This is a genomic window from Phorcysia thermohydrogeniphila (assembly GCF_004339575.1).
Taxonomy (GTDB): Bacteria; Aquificota; Aquificia; order Desulfurobacteriales; family Desulfurobacteriaceae; genus Phorcysia; species Phorcysia thermohydrogeniphila.
This window is the reverse complement of sequence record NZ_SMFV01000003.1, coordinates 148934-163501: the sequence shown is the minus strand read 5'-3', so window position 1 is coordinate 163501 and position 14568 is coordinate 148934. Positions and strand designations below refer to the sequence as shown.

General features: G+C 45.1%; 15 protein-coding genes. 7 read left to right on the top strand and 8 right to left on the bottom strand.

Going from position 1 to position 14568, the window contains the following annotated elements; genetic code table 11:
* Positions 1 to 46: 46 nt before the first annotated feature.
* From CLV27_RS05185 to CLV27_RS05160, 6 genes are all read left to right on the top strand, one after another.
* Positions 47 to 535 carry a ribosome maturation factor RimP gene (locus CLV27_RS05185; protein ID WP_132526506.1) on the top strand — a complete coding sequence of 163 codons (489 nt, stop codon included), beginning with the start codon at positions 47 to 49 and terminating at the stop codon, positions 533 to 535.
* 15 nt (positions 536 to 550) lie between these two features.
* Positions 551 to 1687 (top strand): transcription termination factor NusA, encoded by a 1137-nt coding sequence (nusA, locus tag CLV27_RS05180; protein WP_132526504.1) that lies wholly within the window; start codon positions 551 to 553, stop codon positions 1685 to 1687.
* Complete coding sequence (locus tag CLV27_RS05175) at positions 1684 to 2220, top strand: YlxR family protein (RefSeq protein ID WP_132526502.1); 537 nt, start codon at positions 1684 to 1686, stop codon at positions 2218 to 2220. The genes nusA and CLV27_RS05175 overlap by 4 nt, the downstream gene beginning before the upstream one ends.
* Complete coding sequence (locus tag CLV27_RS05170; protein ID WP_132526500.1) at positions 2217 to 3200, top strand: PfkB family carbohydrate kinase; 984 nt, start codon at positions 2217 to 2219, stop codon at positions 3198 to 3200. Before CLV27_RS05175 ends, CLV27_RS05170 begins: the two co-directional genes overlap by 4 nt.
* Position 3201: 1 nt before the next feature.
* A complete protein-coding gene (locus tag CLV27_RS05165; protein ID WP_132526498.1) occupies positions 3202 to 3867 on the top strand; it encodes a ubiquinone/menaquinone biosynthesis methyltransferase in 666 nt (221 codons plus the stop codon).
* Between the two features lie 83 nt (positions 3868 to 3950).
* Positions 3951 to 5183: a cytochrome c3 family protein gene (locus tag CLV27_RS05160; RefSeq protein WP_132526496.1), complete on the top strand. Its 1233-nt coding sequence runs from the start codon at positions 3951 to 3953 to the stop codon at positions 5181 to 5183.
* Positions 5184 to 5205: 22 nt separating this feature from the next.
* Here the strand turns inward: CLV27_RS05160 and smc are convergent, their stop codons facing one another.
* Positions 5206 to 8709, bottom strand: coding sequence for a chromosome segregation protein SMC (gene smc, locus CLV27_RS05155; RefSeq protein ID WP_132526494.1), 3504 nt, complete (start codon positions 8707 to 8709; stop codon positions 5206 to 5208).
* A gap of 79 nt (positions 8710 to 8788) precedes the next feature.
* Positions 8789 to 9079: a hypothetical protein gene (locus CLV27_RS05150; protein WP_132526492.1), complete on the bottom strand. Its 291-nt coding sequence runs from the start codon at positions 9077 to 9079 to the stop codon at positions 8789 to 8791.
* 551 nt (positions 9080 to 9630) lie between these two features.
* Between CLV27_RS05150 and CLV27_RS05145 the strand changes: the two genes are divergently transcribed.
* Positions 9631 to 10602, top strand: a complete 972-nt coding sequence (locus tag CLV27_RS05145) for an SDR family NAD(P)-dependent oxidoreductase (protein ID WP_132526490.1) — start codon at positions 9631 to 9633, stop codon at positions 10600 to 10602.
* Here CLV27_RS05145 and CLV27_RS05140 read toward each other — a convergent pair.
* From CLV27_RS05140 to CLV27_RS05115, 6 genes are read right to left on the bottom strand one after another with little or no spacing between them, the layout of a single operon-like run.
* On the bottom strand, positions 10594 to 10842 hold the full coding sequence (locus CLV27_RS05140) for a hypothetical protein (RefSeq protein ID WP_132526488.1): 249 nt from the start codon (positions 10840 to 10842) through the stop codon (positions 10594 to 10596). The genes CLV27_RS05145 and CLV27_RS05140 overlap by 9 nt on opposite strands.
* Positions 10817 to 11197: a HEPN domain-containing protein gene (locus CLV27_RS05135; protein WP_132526486.1), complete on the bottom strand. Its 381-nt coding sequence runs from the start codon at positions 11195 to 11197 to the stop codon at positions 10817 to 10819. The genes CLV27_RS05140 and CLV27_RS05135 overlap by 26 nt, the downstream gene beginning before the upstream one ends.
* Positions 11198 to 11213: 16 nt before the next feature.
* On the bottom strand, positions 11214 to 12494 hold the full coding sequence (gene rseP, locus CLV27_RS05130) for an RIP metalloprotease RseP (RefSeq protein ID WP_132526484.1): 1281 nt from the start codon (positions 12492 to 12494) through the stop codon (positions 11214 to 11216).
* Positions 12495 to 12505: 11 nt separating this feature from the next.
* Positions 12506 to 13447 carry a DNA polymerase III subunit delta gene (gene holA, locus CLV27_RS05125; RefSeq protein WP_132526482.1) on the bottom strand — a complete coding sequence of 314 codons (942 nt, stop codon included), beginning with the start codon at positions 13445 to 13447 and terminating at the stop codon, positions 12506 to 12508.
* Positions 13434 to 13988: a 4Fe-4S dicluster domain-containing protein gene (locus CLV27_RS05120; RefSeq protein WP_132526480.1), complete on the bottom strand. Its 555-nt coding sequence runs from the start codon at positions 13986 to 13988 to the stop codon at positions 13434 to 13436. The genes holA and CLV27_RS05120 overlap by 14 nt, the downstream gene beginning before the upstream one ends.
* The gene (locus CLV27_RS05115) at positions 13985 to 14566 is read right to left on the bottom strand and encodes a YqaA family protein (protein WP_132526478.1); all 582 of its coding nucleotides are present in this window, start codon (positions 14564 to 14566) and stop codon (positions 13985 to 13987) included. The genes CLV27_RS05120 and CLV27_RS05115 overlap by 4 nt, the downstream gene beginning before the upstream one ends.
* Between the last annotated feature and the right edge of the window lie 2 nt (positions 14567 to 14568).

Here is a 14568-nt window from a genome sequence, read left to right as displayed (position 1 = left end):
CTTCGGAACCGCTCCTTTTTATTTAACTCCAATCCCGGAGCTCGCTATGGAGGAAAGAATTCAAGAAATTGTAAATAGAGTAAGGGAGCTTCTTTTGCCAATTTTGGAGGAAGGCGGTTTTGAGCTTGTAGACATTGAGTTCGTGAGAGAGCCGGTAGGGTGGGTTCTGAGGATATACGCCGATAGACCTGAGGGCGGTATTACTATCTCTGACTGTCAGTGGATAAGCGAAAGGATAGGAACTCTCCTTGACGTTGAGGACCTTATTCCCCACTCCTACAACTTGGAAGTTTCCTCTCCCGGACTTGACAGGCCTTTAAAGACCCGCAGGGACTTTGAGAGGCACAAGGGAGTTGTAGTGAAGATAAAGACCCACGAGCCTATGGACAACCAGAGAAACTTTAAAGGTGAGGTTGTTGCAACGTCAGAAAGGGGCGTTACGGTACACGATGTATCAAGGAACGCAGAAGTAGAAATACCCTACGAAAATATCAAGAGCGCAAGAGTGGACATAGATTCCCTCTTCAACAAGTAAATAAGGAGGCTTTTGATGGAAACTCTCGGTAAAAGTATAGAACTCCTATGCCGTGAAAAGGGCATATCCAAAGAGGACGTTATTGAGGCTGTAAAGGTAGGAATTATCAACGCCGCTAAGAAAGCAGGGTACAGGGGAAAGCTCGTCGTAAAAATTGACGAGGATGGAAAGGATTTTGGCATATATCAGGAAAAGGTCGTAGTTGAGTCCGTTAAGGATCCAGACCACGAGATATCCTTAGAGGAGGCTAAGGAGCTCTTTGGGGAGGACGTAAAGCTTGGAGATAAAGTCCTCATTGAGATAAAGACGGAAGAGCTCGGAAGGATTGCCGCAAAGACCGCCTATCAGGTTATACACGACAAAATTACAGAGGCAGAGAGGAGAGCTCTCTACGATTACTTTAAACAGAAAATAGGGGATGTTATCTCTGGAACCGTTAAGGAGATAAGGAGAAACGGTGACATTGTAGTTGACCTTGGAAGAGTAGTTGGTATCTTGCCAAAAGAGGAGAAAATTCCAAAAGAAAGGTACAAAATAGGCGACAGGGTTAGGGCTTACATATACGACGTCGTCTTTGACTACAAGCACTACAACCGCAGGAAGCCTTCAAGGATTGATGACTACCCTCCTCCTTACGTGATTCTTTCAAGGACTCATCCAAAGTTCTTAAAGAGACTTATGGAGATAGAGATTCCAGAAGTTGCAGATGGGCTTGTTGAGATAAAGGCCGTTGCAAGAGAACCGGGAGTTAGAGCAAAAGTTGCCGTTAAAGCTCTCGCAGACTACATAGACCCTCTTGGTGCGTGCATTGGCGTTAAAGGGAGCAGGATTATCCCTATATCAAAGGAGCTCTCAGGTGAAAAGGTTGAGATAATTGAGTGGTCTGACGACGTAGCGGAGCTTGTTGCAAGGGCTTTATCCCCTGCCAAGGTTCTCCATGCAGAGAGCTACGAGGACGAGAACGGGGAGCTGAGGGTTGAGGTAGTTGTTCCAGACGACCAGCTCTCCCTTGCTATCGGTAAACACGGAGTAAATGCAAGGCTTGCCTCTAAGCTTGTTGGTCAAACCGGTCAGATTGTCGGCATAGATATAATCAAGGAGAGTGACTACAGGAAGCTTGAAGAGCTTGAAGCAATGGAAGATGAGGAATGAGGGCCTGTGCCGGCTGTAAGGTAAAGGATGAAACCGATAAGTTTATAAGGTTTGTCGTCTTTGAAGGGAAGCCCCTGCCCGACCTTGCGAGGAAACTGCCGGGTAGGGGCTTTAACGTATGTCCCACCTATAGCTGTATAAAGAGCTTTGTGAAAAAGAGGTTTAAAAATAAAGTAACGCCGGAAGAGGTTTACGAAACAACACTTAAGGCCTTAAAAGAGTACTTTCTCCACCTCCTTTCTCTTTCCCACAGAACCGGAGTAACGGTTATCGGACAGGACAACATAAAGGGGGTTAGAAGTAGGGAAGGGACGCTTATCTTGGCTTCGGACTTGAGTGAGAAGACAAAAAAGAGGCTAATAAAGGACTCTTACTTAGTCGTTGATAACCTTTTCTCCTCTGAGGAGATAGGGAACGCCCTGAGGAAAGAAAGAAGGGCTGGTGCTGTTTTCGTTGAGAAGGTTGGTATAGGCAGGAAGCTTTACTCGGTGGGGGAAAAGCTCAAGAAGTTATTAGAGACGGGGGAGTTTTGAGGGATATACTTGCCTTTGGGAGCATAGTAATAGATAACGTTTTGCTGGTAAAGCGCTTTGCCAGCGTAAATGAGACCGTTCAAGCCGAAAAGTACAGGTACACCTACGGGGGAGCAGGGGCAAACGTTGCCGTTGCTGCGGCAAGGCTCGGAGCTAAGAGTGGGGTTTTTGCGGTCTCTGGCTACGACTTTAAGAGGTTTAACTATGAGAGAACCCTTATAGAGCAGGGAGTAGACGTAAGGGGAGTGATAGAGAACAGTAATTCTCCTATGCCGAGAAGCTTCATCATAAGTATAGAAGGTAGCGACGACCAGATACTCTACTACTACGAGAACAGACGGGAAACTTCTAAACTGCTCTTTAAAAATCAGAAGTTTGCTGAGGAGCTCTCTAAGGAGTACAAGGTTCTCCACTTCTCTACGGGCCACTTTGAGTTTTACTACAGGTTTCTAAGATCCAAGAAAGTTCCAGCGGTTGTAAGTTTTGATCCCGGTCAGGAGACTTTCTCTTACCCCTATAGAGTCGTTAGGATTCTTCCCTACGTTCACATGCTCTTTATGAATAATCACGAGGCAAAGAGGATAAAGGAGCTCCTGAAGATAAGGAGCCTTAAGGAGATAAAAGGTCCTCGCCTTGTATGCGTTTCAATGGGGGCTCGCGGTTCAGTTATCATCTTTAATGATAGAGTTTACAGGGTACCGGCGGTAAAGCCTGCAAAGCTTGTTGATCCGACAGGAGCAGGCGATTCCCACAGGGCGGCCTTTTTAGTTGCACTCCTTAAAGGTTACGATGTTCCTACTGCTGGTAAGATAGCATCTGTTGTTGCCTCTTTTACAATAGAGGCTGAGGGAGCCCAAACGAGCCTTCCGACTTGGGAAAAAGTTATTAGAAGGTATGAGCGCTTCTTTAAGGAGGAGTTCCCTGAACCGCAGGGCTCTTGGGAGGAGACGAAAAAGTTACTGTTAAGCTCTGGGAAGTGAGATGGGGAAAAAACAGCCTGTAGGAGTTGAGATATTTGACAAGATAGCCGATAGGTACGATTCCATCTCAAAGACCCTTTCTCTTGGAATAATCTCAAGGTGGCAGAGGGAACTCATTAAAGGCCTTGAAAATTTAGGCGTTACCCTTGACCTTGCCTGTGGAACGGGGGAAATAGCAGCTCTTGTAAAAGAGAAAGCAAAGACAGTTATTGGCCTTGACTATTCCCTCTCTATGCTGAAGGTTGCGAGGAGAAAGCTTCCGGAACTCCCCTTCGTTAGGGGGGATGCTCTAAACCTTCCCTTTAAAGATTCTTCCTTTGATACAGTTCTCGTTTCACTAAGCCTGAGACACTTTGGGAATACCGAAAAGGCTTTGGCTGAAATAAGGCGGGTACTGAAACGAGGGGGAACGGTCAGGATACTTGAAGTTTCCATACCGCAAAATCCCGTCCTGAGGAAAACATTTGTAGGTTTCCTCAAGTACGTTCTTCTGCCCATGGGGAAGATTCGCTCTAAGGAGGATGTAACCCACCACTTATTTGAAACTATAGTGAACTTTCCTCACTACGAGGAGCTTATTAAGCTTGCACTGAAGAAGGGATTCAGGGAAGGCCATTTCAAGCCGCTCTTTTTCGGTATGGCGACGGTTTACGAGCTCTTAGGTTGACCTTTAATTAGTTTTTTTTTATGTTTGCAATGTAGAATTATGTGTATTACAATTAACCCAAAAGCCTTTTCAGGAGGCAAGGGGTGAAACGTTTCTTCTCTTTCGCTTTGTTGGCCGGAGTTCTAACAGCTGCTGGATGTGGAGAGATTAGTGAGCAGGACATTCACTACACCGACCTCGGAGTAAACGTTGCCGTTAGGAGCGCCCCCTATCTTACAGAGGAAAACCACAGGGAAGCTTGGGGACAGAAGGACTGCTTGGGATGTCACCAAGAGTTTAAACACACCATGGCAACGGCCGACCTATCGGTTGAGGATTACCAGAAAGTCATAGATAGGGCTGTGGAAAAGGTTGGAAGAAAGAACGCAATAAACGTTTGCTCTGCCTGTCACGGTCTAAACGGAGTCTCTGAAGGGGCAGAGAGGAACTGCCTTGTGTGTCACGACGGTATGGAGAGACTCCACTTTTACGCTGGAACGAGTAGCAGAACGGTTTCAAAGCACGACTTTAACGGAAACGGCCGTATAGACGACTTTGACTGCGTTGTTTGCCACTGGCAGCCGGACATGGACGGAATCGTTGAGCCAGACACCGACTTTGGAAAGCTCGGCGGGACTTACAAATACAGGGTAGAGGAGCTCTGCCTTACTTGTCACACAAACGGATGGCTCGTCCTAAAAAGTGAGCCCCTTGCCGATACCGACGGTGACGGAACAGCCGACAGGAGCATAACTCCTCCTTCTCAACCTCCGGTCGTTGACGTGGCTTGGGGTTCTGACTACCACGGCGGCAGGGACTACACTTCTGGGGATAAATCTTTTAAGGACATTTCCTTTGACGGTTCATTCCTCTTTCACACTGAACATGAGTCTCTGGCCTGTAGCCAGTGCCACAATCCCCATGCCTCAAATAACGAAGAGCTGATTGTGGAGAAGGTGGGAGAGACCCTACTTGTAGAAAGGCCGATTGTGCAGAGCGATAATACTTCGGAGATGAAGTACGCTGTTGTTGACCCGCAAACGACAGCCTACTTTGAGGGACTAAAGTTTGAGGGAACTATAGTAGGTAAGGATAAAGTTTACGACTTGTCCGTTGAGGAAGAACTTGAAGACTATCTAAACCTTCCGATAGAAAGCGGTAGTGAAAGTGATGATATTGTAACGAAGAGAAAGGAAATTTCTTCCCTCTGTGCCGCCTGTCATGAAGGAAGTAGCGACTACTCTCCCGTTAACGGACTTGGGTTGCCTGTGAATCTAGAAACCCACAAGCCGGGTTCAGAGTGTACTACCTGCCATATTCACGGCGGAACGTTCTAAAGGGGGAGTTCCCCCCTTTCTTTTAAATAGCGAGGGACTCAAAGGAAACGCCAATTACCTTTGAAACTCCCGGAACCTCCATCGTTATTCCGTATAGGACGTCCGCAGCCTCCATTGTTAGCTTGTTGTGTGTAACGACTATCACCTGTGTTTCTGTCGCCATCTGCTTTAGGAGCTCCACAAACCTTAATGTGTTGGCCTCGTCAAGGGCTGCGTCCACCTCGTCAAGAACAACAAAAGGAGCTGGACGAACGGAGTACAAGGCGTAGAGGAAAGAGAGGGCAACTAAGGTTCTCTCTCCTCCAGAGAGGAGGTTTATGTTGCTGTGTTTCTTTCCGGGTGGTTTGGCCTCAATCTCTATTCCGGCTTCAGCCAAGTTGTCACTTGTGAGAATAAGCCTTGCGTTTCCTCCTCCAAAGACCTGTCTAAAGGTTCTCTTAAAGTGCCTGTTTACGGCCTTGAAGGTCTCCGTAAACCTTTTCTCTATCTCTTCGTCAAGTTTCTTAATGGCCGCTTTTAGGTTCTTTATTGACTCTATTAAATCCTTTTCCTGTTCAAGAATAAACCCGTAGCGTTCTTTTATCTTTTCGTACTCTTCTATGGCAAGAAGGTTTACAGAGCCAATCCGAGAAATTTTCTCTTTAAGGTTTATGAGCTCTTTCTTAGCTTCCTCTTCATCAGAGACAAGCTCTCCAAGCTCAAGGGCTTCTGAAACGCTTCCATCAAGCTCAAGGATTTTCTTTATCAGTTCCTCTTCTTTCACGTTAAGACGGGCAGCTTTTATTTCTAAGTCCTTTAACTTCTTCTGAACTTCTGAAAGATCTTTCTGTCTACTCTTTAAGGCTTCCTCCTTGTTCTTTACTATGCTCGTAAGCTCTCCTCTCCTTTCCTCTAAAGCCTTTAGCTCCTCTTTTATGTCGTCTATTGTTTCATCAACGCCAGAGAGAATCTCTTCTGCCTTTTTTATTCCGGAGAGAGCTCTCTCAAGCTCACTCTCGCTTTTCTGTATCCTTTTCTCTGTTTCCTCAACTTCTTTTTGGAGGATTTTTAAAAATCTCTCCTTTCCTTCTCTCTTCTCTTTGAGGGTTCTCGCCTTTTCCTTGAGAAGTAGAGTTTCAGAGGAAAGTCTTGATGATTCTTCCCTCTCACGGTTAAGGATGGAGTCAATCTTAGAAATTTCCTCGTCCAGTTTTTTGATTTCCTGTAAGGTTTTATCCTTCTCCGCGTTCAGCTCTTCCATTTTCTTTTTAAACATTTCTACTCTGGACGAGTGGGAAGAGAGGGCATTTTGTGCCGTCTTTAACCTCTCCTTTAGTTCTTCTTCTCTCCTTGAAATGTCAGTTAGTTTCTGGCGGAGCTCCTTCTTCTTAGACTGTAAGGTGAAGAGCTCCATATCTACTTCCTGACCACGCTGTTTAAGGTCTTCTATCTCTGCCTCTACTTCCTCTATTTCTTCCCTGATAGGAGGAAGTTTTTCTTTAAGCTCTGAGAGTTCTTCCTCCTCCTTAAGGAGCTCCTCCTTCATCTTCGTAAGTTCTTTTTCAAGCTCTAAAAGGGAGCTCTTTTGAAACTTTCCAACGTAAGAGCCTTTTCCGGAGAAAATGTTACCGTCTTTGTCTATGAAGGTGCAGTGGGGATACTTTTTCGCTAAGTCCTGAGCGTTTTTTTCTGCAAAGAAAACGTTAGAAAAGAGGACTTTAACGAGCTTTTCTACCCTCGTATCCCTTGCCTTAACGTGGTCTAATAGCGGAGTTGCCTCCTGAATCTTTTCTCCCTTGACCTCCTCTACATCTGCAGAAAGGAGTAGAACTCTTCCGTTGCCCTTTATTCTGTCCCTGACCCAGAGAATATCTTCAAAGGTCTTAAGGATGATTCCAGCTCCAAACCTTGAAATGTAACTTTCAACTATCCTTTCCCAGCCGGAGTCAACGTCAAGGAGGCTTCTAAGCAGTCCTATGTAACCTTTAACTTTGCCCTGTTTTCCGCTTTCAACGATTTTCTCTTCAAGCTTTCCAAGGTTTATAGAGTTAAGTATCCTCTCTGTGTTCTCTATCTTAGCGCGCAGGGCAGTAACGGCATTTCTCTTTTCTGAGAGTTCTGTCTCAAGAGACTCTAGTTTCTCTACTTTTTTCCTCTTCTCTCTTTTCTTTGCCTCTATTTTCTCTAGTAGAGCCTGCTTTTCCTCTTTAAGCTTTTCTTCCTCAGTAGAGGCCTTCTTTAACTGCTCCTCGTAGTAGGTTTTTTCTTTCTGGAGCTCTGAGAGTTCAACAGGTATCCTCTCTACTGCGTTCTTATGGGACTTAAAACGTTCTTCCTCCCTCGCTATGTCAAGCTGGAGCTTTGTTATGTGGGCAGAGATGGTATTGAGTCGGGACTGTAACTCTTTTCTCTTTTCCTCTAAGCTTTTCTTTTCTGACTCTAAGGCTTTGAGCCTTCCTCTCTTTTCCTTTTCGGCTTTTTCAGTTTCTTTTAGTTTTTTTAGGAGCTCTTCTTCCTCCTTTAAAAGGAGTTCAAGTTCCTTCTTGACCTGTTCTATTTTCCTTAGTTTGTGCTCTTTCTCTAACTTCTTTTCCTCTATTTCTCCTTCAAGACGCTTAACCTCTTTCTGGAAGAACTCCTTTCTCACAGAGGCTTCCTTCCTGCTCTTTTCAACCTCGTAGAGCTCCTTTGATGTTGCCTCTATTTCGGCTCCTACCTCCTCAAGCTCCTTTCGGAGCTCCTCTATCTCTACCTGAAGAGTAGATATTTCCCTCTCTAAGGAAATCCTGTCTTCTTGAAGGACCTTAATGGAGCTCTCAGAAAGTTCCTTTTCTGTCCTGACCTTTTTTAGCTGAAATCCTAAGAGCTTTAGCTCAAGCTCCCTCTCTTTTTTGCGGAGCTCCTGAAACTTCTTTGCCTTTTCTGCTTGGCTCTTTAGCGTTTTTAAATTTTTAGCGACCTCCTCAATAACTCCCCTAACGCTTTCAAGGTTCTGCTCGGCCTCTTCAAGCTCTTTCAGGGTTTCTGCCTTTTTCTCTTTAAAGAGGGTTATCTCTGCGGCCTCGTCTATGAGAGCTCTCCTCTCCTGAGGTCTCATTCTGAGAACTCTGTCAACCTGTCCCTGTTCAAAGAAGGCGTACTCCCTGTTTCCGAGGCCGATGGACGTGAAAAATCCTTGAATGTCCTTAAGCCTCACCTTCCTGCCGTTTATCAAGAACTCGCTGTCTCCGTTTGATTTAACCCTCCTTGTTATTTCTACTTCTGGTTCAGAAAGTGAAAAAAGGTCGTCCTTGAGGAGAGTTACCGATACTTCAGCGCTTTTAGAGGCTCGCCTACCTTCAGAACCTTTAAAGATGACGTCTTTTAAGTTGCTTGCCCTCATCCCCTTAGGGGATGTATCACCGACGACCCACTTTAGAGCGTCAACGATGTTGCTCTTTCCGCAGCCGTTAGGTCCAACGATGCAGTTGATACCTTCTGAAAACCTGATTTCCGTCTCATCGGCAAAAGACTTAAAACCTTTGAGCTTTAAGGTTTTAATGAACATAAAAACCTCCTTCTGAGTGGACGGGGAAATTATACCCCTTAAGGTGGAAGGAGGAAAAAAGGAGGGGGGAGAGGAGGAGCTACTTTAGGAGCCCCATCTTAAAGAGGGCAAAGAGAGCTCCCCACTCAGCAAAGAGCAGAAGACCGACGATTAGGGAAAGGGCAACTTTTTTCTTTGTGAAGGACCAAAGGTAAGCTGCCGAAGTTCCAAGTCCGATGATAATCACTGCGCTCCACTTCGGGGGAATCCAAGGGGCTTTTGATAGGAATACTATCAAGCTTCCAGCCATTGTTATGATTGATAGAATCAAGCAGAAGACGTTAAATAGCTCTTCAAATTCGCCGAGAAAACCTTCTTTCTTTTCTTCCATTTTGGCTCTCCCCCGCTCTTGAAGAAATTTAGCACCTTCATTATATCAAACTTGTAGAATTCTCGTATTGGAGAACACCTTTGATATAATCAAGAATAATCCAGCTCATTGACAGCCGAATAAGGGAGGACATTTCAACTACCTAACAAAGTTCAGTATTGTGTAACCTTCTTTGGTGTTTATTTATTGTGTTTCAACGACTCGTAGTTGTTCATGAAACTCTTTTAGAACCGAAAGCCCTTGATTTTCAATGTCCTAATTTTTGACCTGTTGAAATGCCTTAAAAAGTGGAAGGGATTGCAACTTTATTCCCCCTACACTTGCTTTTCTGTTATGTGCCAAAATCCAGTTGAAATGCCCTAAAAATTGGAAGGGATTGCAACTAATTCTCCAAAACTCCTCCTTACCAACTTAGTAAAAGGTTGAAATGCCCTGAAAAACGAAAGGGAGTTCTTGTAGTTGCCAAAGGGGGGAATCTGAGGGGGGATGAAATCCCCCTCACTCATAAGTGGTAGAATCACAGGGAACTTTTAAAGTTTTTGGAGAGCTCCATGAAGACCATTCTCGTTACAGGAGTGGCAGGCCTCATAGGTCATAAAACGGCGGAGCTTCTTTTAAGAAAGGGCTATAGAGTCGTTGGCGTTGACAATATGAACGACTACTACGATGTAAAGCTTAAGGAGTACCGCCTCAACACTTTAAAGGGAAATCCGAACTTTCGCTTTTACAGGGTAGACATAGAGAACTTTGAAGCTCTAAAAGTCATATTTGAGGACAACGAAATAGACGGTGTCATAAACTTAGCTGCAAGGGCAGGCGTTCGCTACAGCATCGTTAATCCATTTGTTTACGTTACAACGAATACCCTCGGAACTTTAAACTTGCTGGAGCTCTGTAAAGACTTTGGAGTTAAGAAGTTCGTCTTGGCCTCAACTTCTTCCCTTTACGCCGGTCAACCTATGCCCTTTAAAGAAGACCTCCCCGTTAACACTCCAATTTCTCCCTACGCTGCAAGCAAGAAAGGTGCAGAAGTTATGGCCTATACCTATCACTACCTTTACGGCATAGACGTAACGGTTCTTCGCTACTTTACCGTCTATGGCCCTGCAAGCAGGCCTGACATGGCAGTTTTTAGGTTTATAAAAATGATAGATGAGGGAATTCCGGTTACCGTTTACGGTGATGGAACTCAGAAGAGGGACTTTACCTACGTTGACGACATAGCAGAAGGAACTGTTAGAGCCCTTGAAGTAGAAACCGGTTACGAAATAATAAACCTTGGAGGGAACAAACCCCACGAATTGAGGTACCTTATAGAGCTCATTGAGAAGTACCTTGGGAAGAGGGCAAGCGTGGTCTATAAACCTTTCCACAAGGCCGATATGAAGGCTACGTGGGCTAATATAGAGAAGGCAAAGGAGCTCCTTGGGTGGGAACCCAAAGTCTCTTTGGAGGAGGGAATAAAGAGAACGGTTGAGTGGCACGTAGAGAACAGGGAGCTCGTTAGAGAGATTTCACTTTGAAGTATGATTCCATTCCCAGTTAACAGACGGTATTAGCTCATATTTATCAAGAACTTCAAAAATCTCATGAACAATGCTTCTTTCCAGATTCCAGTTTTTCTTAGCGTTGACTATAATCTTTAATCCTATGTCTGCTCCCTCTATAGGTTCTGAAAGGTCTATCTTTACGGGATAACCCTTCTTGTTTAGCCTCTGTTGAATTTCCCACAAGATTTCAAGTGTTGTTTTTTCTCCAACCATCAACCACCTCAAAGAGCCGTTCTACAAGTTTGGTGTAGGCCTTTACTTCCTCTAAAAGTATGACTTCCGTAGTGTAGTCTGCAGTTCTCCTTTTGTCATAAAAGACGCTTAACAGTTCTCTATCTTCCTTTGGAAGGTTTATTCCATTTTCCTTACACCACTTGAAAAAGTATTTAAGTATTCCTTTGTGTTCCCACCTTCCTTTGGGAGCTTGTCCACAAACAGCAACCATGATAGAAAAAGCTGAATAGTAGTAGCGACTTATAGCATCTCTTAGCTTACCTTGTGAGAAAAGTATGTCTGCAGAGGCCCTATGTTCTCTAGCTTTCAGAATCCAACTTTTATACCAGTCCATCTTAAGGCTCTTGCCTCTACCGTATCAATCTCATTATATCGTTGTAGAAAACGATAATCATTAAGAGGGCGAGTATTGCAAAGCCGACCTGCTGAAACTTTTCCCTGAACTCTAAGGAGAGAGGTCTTCTCCTCAGCATTTCTATTAAGAAGAGTAGTATTAGTCCTCCATCAAGGACTGGAAGGGGCATGAGGTTAAAGTATCCAAGCTGGAGACTAATAAATCCCATGAAGTATATGAAGTTTGAGATTCCCGTTTCAGCGGCCTTTTCGGCGACCTCTGCAATCATTATTGGACCGCCAAGGCTCTTGACGGAGGCTTCGCCGGTAATGAGCTTTGAAAGGTAGGAGAAGAAGATTACAGTGTGGGATTTAAACTCATCCAGACCTTTCTTAAGCGCCTCAAGGCCGGAGAACTTAACAAAAACCATATCCATCTTAGGGATTATGCCTATGGTGTAGCGGCCAAACTTCTCGTTAAACTGGGGAGTAACGGTTATCCTCAGCTTTTTGTTCTTTCTGAGGATGAGGAGCTCTATGGGTTTCCCCTGACTGTTTCCTATGAGGTCTACAACCTGCTTCCAAGAGGTTATCTCCTTGCCATTTATAGAGAGAATTACGTCGCCGGGCTGAAGACCAGCTTTTTGCGCGGGAGAGCCTTTAACGACTTTTCCTATGATGGGCTTTATAGCCGGAATAACGTCAAGGGTTCCTATGCCGTTTTTATCATCAACTCCGGTGTGCACTTTTACAGTAACGATTTCGTCGTTCCTTTTTACTTTGAGGGTGAGCTCCTTATCCGGGTTTAGGGCAACGTAGCTTGAAAAGTCCTTCCAGTTCTTGACCTGCTGTCCGTCAACAGAGAGTATTACGTCCCCGGGCTTAAGGGAGATTTCAGGGGATGCGATTGCTCCTACTTTTGCGGTCTCAAACTGGTAAGCTGGAACGTACCTGCCGATTGAGAAGGAGAGGGCAAAGAAGAGAAGGGCCAGTATAAGGTTCATCAGAGGACCGGCAAGGGCGATAACAATCCTTTGCCACGGCGGTTTAGCGTAGAAGTCGTAGGGGTTTTGGGCTGGCTCATCCGGGTTCTCCCCGGACATTTTCACGTAACCACCTAAGGGGATAAGGCTAACGGCAAACTCCGTATCGCAGCAGTTAAACTTAAAGAGCTTTGGACCAAAGCCTATGGAGAAGGTTTCAACCTTCACTCCAAAGAGCCTTGCAGCTATAAAGTGTCCAAGCTCGTGGATAAATATCAGCACGCCGAGGGCTATAATGAAGTAGATAAGCGTCATAGGACCTCCGCTTAAAGTTCAAAGGCTAAGGATTTAAGTGCCTCTTCTCCGCTGATGATTCCCCTTTTAACGGCAAACTCCTTTTCGTGGAGTTTCTTAAGGAGTAAAAGGAGCTCTATGTAGCTCCTCTGTTTTAGGAGAGCTCGGAGCTTTTTGATTGTGTCAGGAGGTAGCCTTACCTTATCGCCTGTAGCCATACTTATCAGTTGTCTCAGCTGTGTTTGAAGGAGAGCTATTAGCGATAGAGGGTCTGCTCCTTTCTGAAGGAGCTCCTCAAGCTGGTTAAGATATTCCCTTCTGCTTCCCTCAACAAGGGGAAATATGAGCTCAAAGACGTTTGCTTTCCCGCTTGAAAAGAGAAGGAGTTTAACGACCTCTGGAGTTAACTCTCCCGGGTAGAGAAGGAGCTTTTCGGTTTCGTTTCGGAGCTCCCTTAGGTCCGTTCCGACGATTTCCACTATGAGTTTAAGGAGCTCCCTTGAAACTTCCCGTCCTTCTAAGCGGAACTTTTTGGCAAGGAGAGCGTAAATCTTCTCTTCTGGGTAGTTTTCAGAGTGTATAACGATGTCTACTATTTGCCCTATGGCTGAGAAAACCTCGCTTTTTAGTTTCCTGTAATCAAGCTCCTCGTATGAAACGAGTATGAAGCTGTCCAAGGATTTAAGAAACTTAATGAACCTCTCCTTATCGGCCTTTTTCCTAAGGAGCTCCGTTAGTTTCTCCACTCCAAGTAGAACGGGAATAGGGGAATCTCCAAAAAGTGAAGTTCCAGTAAAGTTAAGGAAACTCCCGAGCTCTTCGTCGGCGTGGAACTTTTCAAGCTGGCGTATAGCTCCAATCTTCTTCAGGAACTGCTGAGTTAGGTAGCTCTCCTCGCCGTAGATGAGAACCTTATTCCAAGGGAGTTTGTCCTTTACCTTCTTTAAAACTTCGTAAGCCTTAACCGTTTTCATTTTTTACTTTCTTAAAGCTAATGGATTTTGGAATTGTTGGACAGGCGTGAATGCACCTTCCGCAGCCAAGACAGGCCTCTTGGTGGAACTCAGGGTAGGTAAAGTCCTTAAGGGTTATAGCCTTATCCATTCTAGGACACGACCAGTAGCAGGTCTGACAGAAGATATCCTGATACGCAACGCACCTTGAGATGTCTAAGACGGCAACGTACCTGTAGTTTTCTAAGTTCTTCCTGCTGAGAGCTCCGCTCTCGCACGCCTCAATACAGGCGTAACACCTTTCACAGTAGTTGTTGTCAAAGTTCATAAACGGCGTGTCTACGATAATGGGGTTCATCTCTTTTACTCTATCAAGAATGCCGGTTTGGCAGGCTGAAATACACTTACCGCACTTTGTACAGAGGGCAAGGAAAGTATCTTCATCGCCACTTCCGGGGGGTCTAATAAAGGTCTTATCGGGCTTTGTTACTTCATAGGCAAATTCCGCAGCAGCTTTGGCGACGGAGTCTGCGAGAAACTTAAAGAACCTTCTCCTGCTCATGGTAGAACACCCTTTTTGTATCTTCTGTATGCAAGGAACAGCACTAAGACTACTGCACCGAGGGCTGTGAAAATAACGTTTAGATTGTGCATGACAAAGCTCTTAATCTGTGCTCCGTAAAAGTAAAAGAGAGCTCCCTCAGAGAAAAATCTGAGTCCTCTTCCGATGAGGGAGTAGACTATTAACTTTCTGAGGCTTGCAAAGAGGACTCCCGAAGTGATGGTAAAAACCTTGTAAGGAATAGGCGTGAAACCTGCAAGGAGGATAATTAGGCTCTCGTAGGACTCGTAAAGTCTATGGACTCTATTAACCTTTTCGCTGCCAAAGAACCTCTCCGCTAAGGGTTTCCCTCCAAAAAGGCCGATGTAGTAGCCAAGAACTCCGCCTAAGGTAGAAAAGACAGTTGCAACGAGAGCGTAGAGAAAGGCATTTTCCGGGTTAGCCGCACACAGGGCGATGAGGAGGACGTCTGGAGGGATTGGAAAGAAGATTGCCTCAATGAAGGCGTTGAAGGCAAGTCCGTAGATACCGTATTTAAGGGCAAATTCCTGCCAGTAGGAAAGAGCCGTTATCTCCATAA

Coding starts and splice junctions, on each gene's coding strand:
- smc (WP_132526494.1), bottom strand. CDS start 8,709: ATGTTCATTAAAACCTTAAAGCTCAAAGGTTTTAAGTCTTTTGCCGAT.
- CLV27_RS05120 (WP_132526480.1), bottom strand. CDS start 13,988: ATGAGCAGGAGAAGGTTCTTTAAGTTTCTCGCAGACTCCGTCGCCAAA.
- CLV27_RS05150 (WP_132526492.1), bottom strand. CDS start 9,079: ATGGAAGAAAAGAAAGAAGGTTTTCTCGGCGAATTTGAAGAGCTATTT.
- rseP (WP_132526484.1), bottom strand. CDS start 12,494: ATGACGCTTATCTACTTCATTATAGCCCTCGGCGTGCTGATATTTATC.
- CLV27_RS05135 (WP_132526486.1), bottom strand. CDS start 11,197: ATGGACTGGTATAAAAGTTGGATTCTGAAAGCTAGAGAACATAGGGCC.
- CLV27_RS05165 (WP_132526498.1), top strand. CDS start 3,202: ATGGGGAAAAAACAGCCTGTAGGAGTTGAGATATTTGACAAGATAGCC.
- CLV27_RS05185 (WP_132526506.1), top strand. CDS start 47: ATGGAGGAAAGAATTCAAGAAATTGTAAATAGAGTAAGGGAGCTTCTT.
- holA (WP_132526482.1), bottom strand. CDS start 13,447: ATGAAAACGGTTAAGGCTTACGAAGTTTTAAAGAAGGTAAAGGACAAA.
- nusA (WP_132526504.1), top strand. CDS start 551: ATGGAAACTCTCGGTAAAAGTATAGAACTCCTATGCCGTGAAAAGGGC.
- CLV27_RS05175 (WP_132526502.1), top strand. CDS start 1,684: ATGAGGGCCTGTGCCGGCTGTAAGGTAAAGGATGAAACCGATAAGTTT.
- CLV27_RS05145 (WP_132526490.1), top strand. CDS start 9,631: ATGAAGACCATTCTCGTTACAGGAGTGGCAGGCCTCATAGGTCATAAA.
- CLV27_RS05115 (WP_132526478.1), bottom strand. CDS start 14,566: ATGGAGATAACGGCTCTTTCCTACTGGCAGGAATTTGCCCTTAAATAC.
- CLV27_RS05140 (WP_132526488.1), bottom strand. CDS start 10,842: ATGGTTGGAGAAAAAACAACACTTGAAATCTTGTGGGAAATTCAACAG.